Raw genomic sequence first — 13,263 nt, 5'->3', positions numbered from 1 at the left:
GGTTGTTAATTGACGACGACAGGTAGAAGCTTACTCTTTAAAAACAATCTTGTTTCCCTTTAAATCAAATTCCAGATCAGTTGCCTTTGAAATCACGTCCAGCACCTCCTCAATATCCGCCTTACGGGATATCCTGATGTAAAGGTTTTTGTTCGGCATTGCCTGAGGATCCACATCTACATTGTACCATCTCGCAAGTTTCTGCATCACTACTGAAACCGGCACATCATTGAAAAGAAACTCTCCTTTTGTCCAGGCATTGAAATCTTCGGCTGAAACTTCTTTTAACGTTAAGTGTCCATAGGCAGAAAGTACCTGCTGGTTGGGCTTTAAAAACACCTCTTTGCCGCTGGCATTGGAGAAATTCACACTTCCCTCTAATAAGGTTGTTTCCACTCCATCATTTTCAGGATAGTTGCTCACATTAAATTGCGTACCCAACACCTTCACCTCGTTGCCGCCTACGGTAACAATAAAGGGTTTCTGCGGATCTTTTGCTACCCGGAAGAAAGCCTCACCATCAACATACACCCTCCTGTCGGCTCCGCGGAAGCCCATGGGAAAGGTAAGTTTAGAACCTGCATTAAGCATCACCATTGAGCCGTCGCTCAGCGTAACCTTGTACTCACCACCTCTTGGAGTAGTAATGGTGTTCAGTTTCGAAGCACTTGCCGAATCTGCATCTACAGCCATGTAAACAATCGTTCCGTCGGGCATTGTCCTTACACTTATCCCTCCATGCTGATAAATAACCTTCGCCTTCTCAGCCCCCAGTGTGTCCAGCTTTTCGCCCACATTTAAAAATGCCCTGGCAGATCCAGGCATCACCTGAGGCGCCGACAATAAAAGTTTGGTAAACCACAGGCTAGCAGTACTCACGACCACTATAGCGGCCGCAATTTTAAGGAATTTTGCTGTTCTGATCAGTTTTAAAACCGGATGCTGAGGTTTCGCAAAAAGTTCACGGGCTAATTCGTTGTGGATTAGGGCCAGCCGTGGACTATCCGCCTGGTTAAATTCTGCGGCAGACTTGTCAAATTCTGCTTTAATTAAACTTTCAAGTTCAGATTGATCTGCATGCTCAAAGAAATTGAAAAGCCGTTCCAGCTCATCAGCGTTGCTTTCATTAGCAATAAATCGCTCAAACAATTGTTCTCTTAAAGGTCTCTTTTCCATCGTTGTCAATATATAATATGCACGAGATGGACAAACACACTATTCGCACTTTAATTTTTTTTATTTTTTTAAATAGGCCGCTATGCAGAGCATAATAAACTCCTTTGAATGGAAGAATACATACCTTTTGATGTACTTTGTGGCGCTAACCAGTTGGTTGCTTACGGTAGAAGCACTGAGCGACATGATTTCGGCAGTTTCCTGATAACTTTTACCTTCTATTTTACATAGCCTGAATATCTCCTTGCGCTGAGCAGGAAGCTTTTCGATGGCTTGATTGAGCAGTTCGACACGTTCTTTGTTAAAAAGGTAGTCTTCAGTTTGTTCATAAAATTCAGCAAACGTTTCGAGCAGATAGCGCTGCATCTTTACGTCCAGGGCTACGCGCCTGTAGTAGGCATAAATGGTATTTTGCGCAATTTTAAAAATCCAGGCGGCGAATGATCGTGAGGTATCTATTTCTTCCCGCTTCAGCCAAACCTTCAAAAAAACGTCCTGCATCAGTTCATCTACCACTTCAGTAAGTTTAATCATGCGCTGCATTTTTGGCAGAAGCAACTTACTGTACTTCGCATAAATAAAATCGAACCCTTCTCTCTTACCATCTTTCAGGTATTCAAGAAATTTCAATTCATCATTATGGTTGGGGTAGTCAGGGGACATTTTGTCAAAGCTACAAATTAAGCACTTAAAAGTGAAGATTTTAACAGCCTCGGAAGTGCTTTTGATTGGTCAATGACCAAAAACAGAACAGATTTAGCGCTATAGATAACAGCGGTGAAACTGAAGAATTTCATTTTCTACGGCTTAAAAGTAAAAAAGCCCTTCAATCCTGAAAGGGCTTTTTTATAGTCGTCTATCCCTATATAAGTAGGAGTCACAAAACTATATAATGACTTTTAATTTTTCGGGGGTTGAATAAACTGAACAGAAAAAAGTTTTAATGAACAGTTTCTGAATAATCACGAACAGATTTAACTAAGCCGAAGATTGACGAGGGAAGAAATCAGATACAGCGTCACATTCATCAACCTGATAATGAGCATGTAGAGTCATTAACTATTGATACCCATCGCATATAAAATGATGTTCACAGCGAACTTCGTATTATCTTCAGCCAGAAAACGTTTATTTCTAAAATCATAATCCCATTCACAGCCGTAATCTTTATTGCTATATAATACCCCTATCCTGTTGTTGATGGTGATTGCTTTTAAATAGTCGTGAACCAGATCGTCTCCCCAGCCATTCAATTCAAAAGATGTAGTGGGCGGGCCTTTTTCAAACTTGAAAAACGAATGGTAAAGACCATGATCGTTGGGAATCTTTTTTAAAGCCGCAGCGCCGAATAAATTACTCATTTGTGTTTCAAAAGAACGGGCAAATAAACCGTCGATATCGTGGTTGCAATCATCAACGAAAACAAAACCTCCGTTATGTACGTAAGTTTTGAAATTTACGGCCTCCTGCTGACTAAACTGAACCAGTTTATGTCCGCTCAAATAACAAAACGGATACTTAAACAAATCGCGGCTGCTCAACTCAATGATCTTCTCTTCCTCATCTAAAGGAATTGTGGTGTATTCTAAAAGTGAATTTAGTACATTGGAGGGCATACGCTGGTCGGTATCCCAATCTCCTGAATTATACTTCAATCTCGCAAACGTAAACTTGGCTCTTTGCATTGTTCTAAATTACCGCCAATTTTTATTAATTCAGATTTTTGAAGGAATTATCTTGTAAATTTTTTGATATTCTGAGATTAAGATAAAAAAAGGTTGTGTTTATGACCTATATTGAGGCACAATACCGCACAATTAAAAAAAATAAAGTTTTGGAGCGTACAGAAAGTAACTTAAAATTATTGATTGGTAAAATCTCCCTGTTAAAAAGCGAAATACAGAAAGTAATTGTTGGGCAGGATGAAATTATTGAAGAAATGCTGATTGCCTTAATGGCCGGTGGACACTGTTTGCTGGAAGGCGTACCTGGTTTGGCAAAAACTTTAATGGTACGCACCATGTCGCAGGCGCTCGATTTATCGTTCCGCAGAATCCAGTTTACACCCGACCTCATGCCTACAGACATTGTGGGTACGGAAATTCTGGAAGAAGACCATGTTACCGGCAAGCGGTTCTTTAAATTTAACAAAGGGCCTTTGTTTGCAAACATTGTACTGGCAGATGAGGTAAACAGAACGCCCCCCAAAACGCAGTCGGCATTACTGGAAGCAATGCAGGAGTTTGAAGTAACCTATGGCGGACAAACATATCCCTTAGACCGGCCATTCTTTATTCTGGCTACCCAAAACCCGATAGAGCAGGCTGGAACCTATCCTTTGCCTGAAGCGCAGCTTGACCGTTTTCTGCTATATATTAAAATTGGCTATCCAACGGCAGCCGAAGAAACGCAAATTTTAAGCAGCACAACCGGAAGTAAAAAAGCAGTAATCAATCCCATTATCGGGGCTGAAGAAATAAAAGAATTACAAGCCATAACCAGAGAAGTAAGCATCAGCGATGATCTGGTTAGCTATACCAGTGAACTGATCCGCGCCACCAGGCCTGATAGCACTGCTGTAACCTTTGTTAAAGAGTGGGTGCGTTGGGGAGCAGGGCCGCGTGCAGGTCAGGCTTTAATCTTAACCGCCAAAGCAAGGGCTTTATTTAAAGGCAGGTATGCCGTGATTCTGGAAGATTTACAAACCATGGCCTACCCGGTATTGCGCCATAGGGTGTTGATGAACTTTAAAGCAGAAGCTGAAAATGTTTCTTCAGATCAGGTTACCAGTGAACTGATTAAAGCTATTTCAAAACCCAAAGCAAATATTTAATGAGTAAACTACTCGATCCGAAAGTTTTAATGGCGATTAAAGAACTGAGCTTGTCGGCTAAAATGACAATCGATGGCTTTATGAGTGGCATTAATAAAAGCACTATAAAAGGTGCCGGATTGGAGTTTAGCCAATACCGTAGCTATCAGCCGGGCGATGACCTGCGTTCGCTGGACTGGAAAATGTTTGCCCGGTCCGACCGCTATTACATTCGCGAATCAGAAGTGGAAACAAGCATTGCGATCAGGATTTTAATCGATGCAAGTGCCTCCATGAATCACAGTGATGGTGATTTCACTAAAATTGACTACGCCAGATATCTTGGTGCATCATTGGCATACCTGGCAAACTTACAGGGCGATGCCATTGGTTTATATGTGCTGAAAAACTCGGGTATTTTCTCCATGACACCAAAACAGGATTTTCAGCATCTGGCAAGGTTGTTTTATCAACTGGAAACCATTCATCCTGATGGAACATTCACCAAACCTATTGACTACAAAGAGCTTTTTGCAGGTACACAAAAGCGCGAACTATTGGTTTTTGTGACTGATTTATACCAAACTGAGAATGAAATTATTTCCCTGCTGGATACTTTAAATACCCTTCGCCACGAAATTGTGGTTTTTCATGTGGTTTCCAGAAACGAACTCGAGCTTGATTTTAAAGGCTACACCTCCTTTGAGGATCTTGAAACGGGAGAAACCATACAGATTGACCAGTCTAAAGCCAGAACGGAATACAAAACCAAACTGGCAAACTACTTAGCTGAAACCAGAACTAAAATGCTGGATAGAAGAATATTTTACAGAACGATTTGTACTGATGAGGCGCTGGATCAGGCATTGAGAGATTTTTTAAAACAAAGAAGCAAACTTAGAATTTAACTGTGCAGTTTTTATATCCCATAGGTTTACTGGCGCTGGCAGGCTTAATTGTTCCGCTGATTATCCACCTGTGGAATATCAGGCAGGGAAAGACATTAAAAATCGGAAGCATTGCGCTTTTAGGAGAACGTTCAAGCGCGAGCTCGAGAAGCTTCAGGATCAACGATTGGTTATTACTCATTTTGCGGTGTTTACTTTTGATCATTATTGCCTTTATCCTCGCACAGCCAGTAATTAAGAAAACTTTACCAATAAAGAATGGTGGCTGGATTTTGGTTCAAAAATCTAATCTACTTCAGGTTTACAAAAATAACCGCAGAATGATTGATTCATTGATCAATCGGGGTTATGAACTTCATGAATTTAATACGTCATTTCCCACACTAAATTTGAAGGATACCGCAGATACTCAGCATTCAACAGTTACTTCACTAAGTTATAGCGATCTGCTCAATCAGCTGAATGATGTTTTGCCGTCAGGCCGCCAGGTCTTCCTTTTTGCTGATCGCCGGATTGCCAATCTTGAAAGGGGAATCCCTCAAATGGATTACAACCTCAACTGGAAAACATTAAATGAAACTGACACGACAAGTAGCTGGATTGCCGACTATGCAGGATTGAAATATGAAGCAACATCAAATCCTTCAAATACAACTTACACCCGGGTAAAAAGCAATGACGCTGGTGCTATAAAAATTGCCATTTATGAATCCCCAGGAAATAACGAAAGGAAATACCTGATTGCTGCACTCCGTGCAATTTCAGGCTTCAGTAACCGCCGGCTGGAAATAAATCCCGAAAGTAAAGCCGACATTGGCTTCTGGCTTTCTGACGAAACTGTTTCTCGTGATTTCAAATCTTCAATAGAAAATAAGGGCACACTATTCCAATATGAAAAAGGAAGGGTAATTCCGGAGGCCTCTTTCCTCCGCATCGAGGGAGAAAGTATTTCCTCAACAAAACGAATCCAATCACCAGAAACGCTTGATAAAATCTGGGTTGATGGGTTCGGCAATACCATTTTGGGTCATGAGCAATTAAGTAACCTGAATATCTATCATTTCTATAGCCGTTTTAATCCACAATGGAACCAACTGGTATGGAATGGGGTATTTGTAAAAGCTTTAATGCCTGTTGTGATTCAGGATCCAGACCAGGAAGGTTTTGGTTTTAAGCATAATGCTGCAGACCAGCGCCAATTGGCCGATGAACAACAAAAAGTAGTTAAACGTAATACCGCTTCCGGCACTGTACAAAAAACTACAAATGCACCAGTCAACCATATTTACTGGGTGCTGGCTTTACTGCTCTTTACCATTGAGCGGATTTTATCTTTCAGAAAAAAAACCATTGCTTATGTCAAAAACTGAGGGACAAATCTGGGTACATCGCTTAAGGAAAAAGTGGATAACACTTTATCTGCTTCGCTTACTAGCGGTTAGCCTGGCAATGGCATTGGTAATTTCTGCATTGCTTGTGCATGTACTTCATTTAGCTGCCTGGTACTTTGTAATTGTACTGGCTATAATTCTGATCATTTTATTGGTTGCTAAGCCTATCTGGAAAAGCTCAGATCGCGATTTTTCCAGATTCATCAATCATCAATATCCTGAACTCGAGGAAAGTGCCGATTTGCTGCTTCAACATCCGGAAGGATTATCCATGCTGCAACAATTACAGCTGGCAAAAATCGAAAAAGTAATCCATACCATAAATCCCGAAAAAGAGCCGCTAAGAAAATTATATATAGGCTTAGCAATTCTATTGGCTGGTTTGCTGATGAGTTTCGGGATCACAAAAATTCCCCAGATTCACAAAGCACATCAGACGGCATCCGCCAATCAAAACCCGGTACCGATAATCAAGGAAAAAGTCCCCGCAGAAGTTTCCGCATTTGACGTTACCATCATTCCCCCTGCCTACACCGGTAAACCTGAACGTAAACAAAAGCAATTTACCATTAAGGCAGAAACGGGCGCCAGAGTAATCTGGCAATTCGATACAAACATTAGTCTGAAAACACTGAAGATTATTTTCAATGATAAGGAGACAATTGTTTTGAAACCGCAAAACCGCGAAGCTACAAAGTGGACTTTTGCAAAGACAATTGAGAAATCAGGTTTCTATCAACTGGAGACAGATGGCAGAAGGTCAGATTTATACCAAATGGAAGTCATACCCGATTTACCGGTAAACATTAAGATCATACAACCAAAGCAGCGTACAACAATCGATATCGGTCAACCGCAAAAGTTTAATCTAAAACTAAACCTGAGTGATGACTATGGAATCAATGATGCTTTTATTTCAGCAACTATGGCCAGTGGTAAAGGCGAAGGTGTAAGCTTTACCGAAAAAAAGTTAAGCTTCAACACCAGTTTCAATAACCAGAAGCACATCGCTCTAGGCAAGGAAATCGATTTAAAAAGCTTAGGTATGAAACCTGGCGATGAACTTTATTTTTTCATCAAGGCAATGGACAACCATGGTCAATCCAGTCGTTCAGACGTTTATTTCGTTTCAATTGTAGATACAACCGAGCTCATGAGCATGGCTGGTATGACGAACGGCGTTAACCTGGTTCCGGAATATTTTAGAAGTGAACGGCAGATTATTATTGATACAGAAAAGTTGTTAAAAGAACAGTCTGGTTTATCTGCAGAGGCTTTCAAAACCCGGAGTAACGAGCTGGGGATCGACCAGAAACTACTAAGGCTTCGCTATGGTCAGTTTTTGGGCGAAGAAAATGAGACTGAAATTGGCGGCGACCACGACGATCACGATGAACATGCGGAGCATGCAGCGGAGCCTGAAAAATTTGGAGATGTTACCGCCATAATGGATAAGTACGCCCATAAACATGATATTGCTGAAGATGCTACGTTTTTTGAACCGGAAATGAAAGCACAGTTAAAAGCCGTTTTAACGGAAATGTGGAATGCAGAACTGCGTTTGAGAACTTATAAACCACAAGAAGCCTTGCCTTATGAATATAAGGCACTAAGATTATTAAAAGACCTTCAGCAAAAATCAAGGGCTTACGTGGCAAAAACAACAGTCAAAACCGCATCACTAAAACCCGAAAAACGATTAAGTGGTGAACTGGATAAGATTATGCAGCCTGTTCAAAAAATGTCGGCCGAACGGAAGGAACAGCGAATGGTACAGTTAAAAGCTTCGCTGGCCCTTTTGGAAAGTAGAAAGTCAGGAAAGAAATTTACTGAAGGTGATCGTTTTTTATTGAGCGACACTGAAAAGTATATGATTGGTGCCGCAGCCGACAACCCAACAACCTATCTAAATGCTTTGATCAGTTTGAGACGATTGTCAGGCAATACCCGCTTACAGGTTTCAGATATCGACATCGCCCAGAAAGCGATACAAAAAATGATTAAATGTGAAACGGCCAGTCCACAAATACAAAGTGCCCTTCCCGCTTCGGCCCTGTATCAAAACTATTTCAATAACTTAAACAAAGCAGGCAGATAGGCATGGAATTCAAATATATCGCTATCATTTTAAGCTTCATTCTGCTTTCCTTTTTGTTATACAAAGAGATTTCCAGAGCAGATAAGGCAAGGTTAATCTGGCGGCTTATTGCCTCCGTGATGGCAGTAACTTGTTTTGCCCTTTTGATTGTTCCGGTGAAGTATCGCATCCCATCCAGCCAAAACATAAATGAAATTACCTTACTTACAAAAGGAACAAACCCTGATTCTGTTGCAAAAATAAGCGGCACGAAATATTCCCTGGCCTTTACAATAAAGGGGGTTAAAACAAATCTGATTCAGGATCTACCCTATTTCCTTGCCACTCATCCGGCTATTAATAAACTTAATATTTATGGTTACGGTTTATCAGATCAAGACTTGAAAGGTTTAGCAGGTTACGAAATACAATTCCACCCAGCCGAAAAACCAGGCGGCATCATTTCTGCTAACTGGCAACAAACAATCAAATCCACCGAACAACTCCATGTTCAGGGAATGTATCAGAATAGCAGTAGCGAAAGTGTAAAGCTTTTGCTTAAAGGCCTGGGAAATTCAATTGATTCTGTTTCAGTTGCACCAAATTCAAGCAAACCTTTTTCATTCAACACCCAACCAAAGCAAATTGGAAAGGCAGTTTATGAGTTGATTAGTTTGCAGAACAATGATACCCTGGCTAAAGAGCCCCTACCCTTGATAGTGACTGAAAAAGGCAAAATGAAAGTTCTGATATTATCTTCCTATCCTGATTTTGAATATAAATTTCTGAAAAAATGGCTGTTTGATAATCATTATCCGCTGGCTTTCCGGACCAGGATCAGCAAAGATAAATACAGCTCAGATTTCCTGAATACAGATAGCTTAAACATCAACCGGATCACGGCCTCTTCCCTCAAAAAATTCGATGTTTTAGTCATAGATGAGGGTGAACTTGCAGCAATTGCACCAGAAGAAAGAACAGCCATAAACGATGCCGTTAGTGGTGGAATGGGTTTTTTCATGAGAATTTCCGAACTGAAGCCTGCCTCTGCGTTTAGCGGCAGATACGGCAGATATGAATTGCCTGCTTCCAAAGATAAACAGTTGAGTCTATCGTTAAAGGACGAAGATTACAAATTTGGCAAGCTTCCACTGGAACAGACTTTATTTCTAAAGACGACTCTGAACGATAAGCCCCTTGTTGTTGATGGAAGCGGCAAAACTTTAGTGAGCAGTACCCTTCAGGGAGCAGGAAAAATGCTGATCACTTCGATCACCTCAACGTTCAACTGGCTTTTATCTGGTAAAACAGCAGATTATACCCGGTACTGGTCTGCAGTTTTATCAGCGGCAGCAAGAAAGAAACATGAAGATCAATCTGTTCAAATACTCCCGCAGTTTCCATCAATTTACGGGAAAACAGAATTTATTGTCGATTTAGCTGAATCAGGTAAAGCACCACAATTAAAAGTTAATGGTGTAAAGCTTGCACCCGGGCAAAATATTGAGCTTCCGTTTGAGTGGCAGGCGTCCTTTTGGCCAGAAACCTCCGGCTGGAATGACTTATCGGTCAACCAATCGGCTCAACCTTTCTTTATTTATAAAAATACAGACTGGCTGGCTTTAAAAAATCAACAAACTATCATTTCTACCTCACAGCTTTCAAACAAAGCAAACCATCATACTACAAAAACCTCACTAACGAATAACTTTTCAGAAAAAGAGGTTTCAATATGGTGGTTTTTATCAGGATTTATACTTGCTTCTGCCTTTTTATGGTACGAATCGAGAATCCTTTCAGCCTAACTGCAGTTTGAAACTAAAATGTTATAAACATATTGGCTATTTAACCACATTAATGGCTATCTTGAGATCATAAATCACCTAAACCGAACCAATTGAAAAGAAAAGATTTCCTCTATTTATCAGGAATGGGTTTTGGGGCGCTTATGCTTCCCGACTTATCCGCCTTCGGAACGCCCATAGATCCTTTACAGGCACTTGAGGGTGTTGATGTTAAGATCAAGAAAGAACTGGCCGATGTAGCGCTCAACGCTGCGAAATCAAAAGGTGCATCGTATGCCGACATACGCATTGGCCGTTACCTCAACCAGTTTGTCGCCACCCGCGAAAAGCGTGTGCAGGGTGTAGCCAATACCGAATCTTATGGTGTGGGCATACGCGTTTTGGCCAATGGATGCTGGGGTTTTGCCGCAACAAATAATGTAAGCAAAGATGCCGTTGCAAAATGTGCTGAACAAGCGGTTGCAGTGGCAAAGGCAAATGCAAAGATCCAGGGTGAGCCTGTACAACTGGCACCTCAAAAAGGTTACGGCGAGGTGAGCTGGAAAACACCTATCGAAATCAATGCCTTTGAAGTACCTGTAAAGGAAAAGGTTGATTTGCTTTTAAACGTGAACGATGTTGCCATGCAAAACGGAGCGAGCTTCGTCAACTCGGTGATTTTTGCCGTGAATGAGCAAAAATATTTTGCCTCAACAGATGGGTCTTATATTGATCAGGATGTACACAGGATTTATCCGAATTTTAATGTCACCAGAATAGACCGGGCTTCGGGACAGTTTAAAACCCGCAACTCCTTAAGTTCTCCAATGGGTAAAGGTTATGAATATATGCATGCCCGTCCGGAAGATAAAGTAAGCGGTATTGTAACCCGTTACAAAGGCCGTTATGATATGCTTGAAGATGTGAAAGAGGCGGCGCGTGTAGCATCAGAAAAAATTAAGGCAAAATCGGTAGAACCGGGGAAATATGACCTCGTGTTGGATCCATCCCACCTTTGGTTAACCATTCATGAGTCTGTTGGTCACCCGACTGAATTAGACCGCGTATTGGGTTATGAAGCAAACTATGCCGGTACCAGCTTCCTGACTTTGGATAAATGGGAATCAAAGAAATTTAAATTTGGCAGTGATAAAGTAAATATTGTAGCCGATAAAACTCAGGTGGGCTCATTAGGCGCAGTAGGCTATGATGATGAAGGCGTAAAATGCAAGAAATGGGATTTAATCAAAGATGGTGTATTGGTCAATTACCAGGCCATTCGCGATCAGGCACACATCATTGGTTTAAATGAATCCCAGGGATGCTGCTATTCACAGGGCTGGGACGATGTTCAGTTCCAGCGTATGGCCAATGTTTCCTTACAGCCGGGTAAAGAAAAGCTTAGCGTTGATGATATGATTAAAAATGTTGAAAAAGGCATTTATATTATCGGCGATGGCAGTTTTTCTATCGACCAGCAACGCTATAACTTCCAGTTCGGAGGACAGATTTTCTATGAAATCAAGGAAGGAAAAATCGTAGGCATGTTAAACGATGTTTCCTATCAGGCAAACACGCAGGAATTCTGGAATTCGTGCAATGCGGTTTGCGATGAAAGTGACTATCGTTTAGGTGGATCTTTCAACGATGGAAAAGGTCAGCCTTCGCAAAGCAGTGCCGTATCTCACGGAAGTTCAACTGCAAGATTCAATGGAGTTAATGTTATTAATACAGCAAGAAAGATATAATTATGGCTATACTAAGTAAAGAAGAAGCCCAGGCGATATTAAAAAAGGTAGTTGGCTTTTCAAAAGCCGATTTCTGCGAAGTAAGTTTAAGAGGTTCTGATGGCGGAAACATTCGTTATGCCCGTAATGCCGTTTCAACCGCAGGACAAATCAGTACCATGAGTTTGGGCGTAAGTTCAACGTATGGAAAGAAAACAGGTTCGGCAACGATAAATGAGTTTGATGATGCTTCACTTGAAAAAGTGGTGCGCAGAGCGGAAGAGCTGGCGATGCTGGCTCCTGAGAACCCTGAGTTTATGCCACTATTAGGGCCAGCCACCTTTGATGAATCTAAAACATTTAATGCGAATACTGCGGCAATGACACCAGATACCCGCGCGGAAATGGTAGGAAAAAGTTTAAGTGTATCCAAAGCAGCAGGATTAGATGCTGCAGGCTTTCTGGAAAACTCTACCAGTTTTAATGCAATCATGAACTCAAAAGGTTTATTTGCATACAATAAAGGCACAAATGTTTCCTTCTCTGTTACGGTTAGAAATAAGCAGGGAACGGGATCAGGATATGTAGAGCAGGATTTTAACGACCTGTCCAAAATGGATACCCTGGCACTGAGTAAAATTGCAGCAGGCAAAGCCAATGGTTCGGCAGGAGCAAAAGCCATTGAACCCGGAAAATATACTGTGATTCTGGAGCCGCTTGCAGCCAGCGATATGTTAGGCAACATGTTCAGGGGTTTCGATGCCCGTAGTGCCGATGAAGGCAGAAGTTTCATGAGCAAAAAAGGTGGCGGTACCCGTTTAGGCGAACAGCTTTTTTCGGAAAATGTAAGCATCTACTCTGATCCTCTCAATGCCGAAGTGCCCTCTTCCACATGGAGCGGCGATGGCTTACCTTTAAAAAGAACACAATGGGTAGATAAAGGTGTGGTTAAAAACCTTTCTTATTCCCGTTATTGGGCCGCACAGAAAAATGTTCAGCCAGTACCGTTCAGCAGAAGCATTGTAATGGAAGGCGGAACACAATCGCTGGAAGATTTGATTAAAAGTACAGAAAAAGGTATTCTCGTTACGCGTTTCTGGTATATCCGATCTGTTGATCCTCAAACGTTACTACTGACTGGCTTAACGCGTGATGGTACTTTCTATATCGAAAATGGTGAGATTAAATTCCCGATTAAAAACTTCAGATTTAACGAGAGTCCGGTGATTATGTTAAACAATGTTGAAGCACTGGGTAAACCTGTGAGAACCGGAAGTGGGTTGATCCCACCAATGAAAATCAGAGATTTCACCTTTACTTCGCTGTCTGACGCGATTTAATTAATTGAATCATTATTGAGAGGCGAAGCAGTGAAGCAATCTAAACTC

Annotated in this window: 10 protein-coding genes; 7 read left to right on the top strand and 3 right to left on the bottom strand. The window is 41.4% G+C overall.

Features of this window, described 5'->3' with window-relative positions:
* Positions 1 to 30: 30 nt before the first annotated feature.
* The 3 genes from R2Q80_RS17555 to R2Q80_RS17545 all read right to left on the bottom strand — a co-directional run bounded on the left by R2Q80_RS17555 (position 31) and on the right by R2Q80_RS17545 (position 2,861).
* A complete protein-coding gene (locus R2Q80_RS17555; protein ID WP_316800854.1) occupies positions 31 to 1,176 on the bottom strand; it encodes a FecR family protein in 1,146 nt (381 codons plus the stop codon).
* A 60-nt stretch (positions 1,177 to 1,236) separates the two neighbouring features.
* The gene (locus R2Q80_RS17550) at positions 1,237 to 1,839 is read right to left on the bottom strand and encodes an RNA polymerase sigma factor (protein WP_316800853.1); all 603 of its coding nucleotides are present in this window, start codon (positions 1,837 to 1,839) and stop codon (positions 1,237 to 1,239) included.
* A 392-nt stretch (positions 1,840 to 2,231) separates the two neighbouring features.
* Positions 2,232 to 2,861: a DUF4159 domain-containing protein gene (locus R2Q80_RS17545; RefSeq protein ID WP_316800852.1), complete on the bottom strand. Its 630-nt coding sequence runs from the start codon at positions 2,859 to 2,861 to the stop codon at positions 2,232 to 2,234.
* A gap of 101 nt (positions 2,862 to 2,962) precedes the next feature.
* On the opposite strand from R2Q80_RS17545, the gene R2Q80_RS17540 reads away from it, so the two are divergent.
* The 7 genes from R2Q80_RS17540 (at position 2,963) to R2Q80_RS17510 (ending at position 13,215) form a co-directional block, all read left to right on the top strand.
* Entirely contained in the window at positions 2,963 to 4,009 is a 1,047-nt protein-coding gene (locus R2Q80_RS17540) for a MoxR family ATPase (RefSeq protein ID WP_316800851.1), read from the top strand.
* Positions 4,009 to 4,896, top strand: coding sequence for a DUF58 domain-containing protein (locus tag R2Q80_RS17535; RefSeq protein ID WP_316800850.1), 888 nt, complete (start codon positions 4,009 to 4,011; stop codon positions 4,894 to 4,896). Before R2Q80_RS17540 ends, R2Q80_RS17535 begins: the two co-directional genes overlap by 1 nt.
* A 2-nt stretch (positions 4,897 to 4,898) precedes the next feature.
* The gene (locus R2Q80_RS17530) at positions 4,899 to 6,266 is read left to right on the top strand and encodes a BatA domain-containing protein (RefSeq protein ID WP_316800849.1); all 1,368 of its coding nucleotides are present in this window, start codon (positions 4,899 to 4,901) and stop codon (positions 6,264 to 6,266) included.
* Positions 6,253 to 8,385 (top strand): DUF4175 family protein, encoded by a 2,133-nt coding sequence (locus R2Q80_RS17525; protein WP_316800848.1) that lies wholly within the window; start codon positions 6,253 to 6,255, stop codon positions 8,383 to 8,385. Before R2Q80_RS17530 ends, R2Q80_RS17525 begins: the two co-directional genes overlap by 14 nt.
* A gap of 2 nt (positions 8,386 to 8,387) precedes the next feature.
* Positions 8,388 to 10,169, top strand: a complete 1,782-nt coding sequence (locus R2Q80_RS17520; RefSeq protein WP_316800847.1) for a hypothetical protein — start codon at positions 8,388 to 8,390, stop codon at positions 10,167 to 10,169.
* A 92-nt stretch (positions 10,170 to 10,261) separates the two neighbouring features.
* On the top strand, positions 10,262 to 11,896 hold the full coding sequence (locus R2Q80_RS17515) for a TldD/PmbA family protein (protein ID WP_316800846.1): 1,635 nt from the start codon (positions 10,262 to 10,264) through the stop codon (positions 11,894 to 11,896).
* 2 nt (positions 11,897 to 11,898) lie between these two features.
* On the top strand, positions 11,899 to 13,215 hold the full coding sequence (locus R2Q80_RS17510) for a TldD/PmbA family protein (RefSeq protein ID WP_316800845.1): 1,317 nt from the start codon (positions 11,899 to 11,901) through the stop codon (positions 13,213 to 13,215).
* Positions 13,216 to 13,263: the final 48 nt, after the last annotated feature.

It is taken from the genome of Pedobacter frigidisoli, from assembly GCF_032678525.1.
Lineage (GTDB): Bacteria > Bacteroidota > Bacteroidia > Sphingobacteriales > Sphingobacteriaceae > Pedobacter > Pedobacter frigidisoli_A.
This window is presented reverse-complemented; position numbering and strand designations above follow the sequence as displayed.

Bases quoted from the DNA above. Each gene is read 5' to 3' on its own strand.
- R2Q80_RS17535 (WP_316800850.1), top strand. From the start codon at position 4,009: ATGAGTAAACTACTCGATCCGAAAGTTTTAATGGCGATTAAAGAACTG.
- R2Q80_RS17520 (WP_316800847.1), top strand. From the start codon at position 8,388: ATGGAATTCAAATATATCGCTATCATTTTAAGCTTCATTCTGCTTTCC.
- R2Q80_RS17545 (WP_316800852.1), bottom strand. From the start codon at position 2,861: ATGCAAAGAGCCAAGTTTACGTTTGCGAGATTGAAGTATAATTCAGGA.
- R2Q80_RS17540 (WP_316800851.1), top strand. From the start codon at position 2,963: ATGACCTATATTGAGGCACAATACCGCACAATTAAAAAAAATAAAGTT.
- R2Q80_RS17510 (WP_316800845.1), top strand. From the start codon at position 11,899: ATGGCTATACTAAGTAAAGAAGAAGCCCAGGCGATATTAAAAAAGGTA.
- R2Q80_RS17525 (WP_316800848.1), top strand. From the start codon at position 6,253: ATGTCAAAAACTGAGGGACAAATCTGGGTACATCGCTTAAGGAAAAAG.
- R2Q80_RS17555 (WP_316800854.1), bottom strand. From the start codon at position 1,176: ATGGAAAAGAGACCTTTAAGAGAACAATTGTTTGAGCGATTTATTGCT.
- R2Q80_RS17550 (WP_316800853.1), bottom strand. From the start codon at position 1,839: ATGTCCCCTGACTACCCCAACCATAATGATGAATTGAAATTTCTTGAA.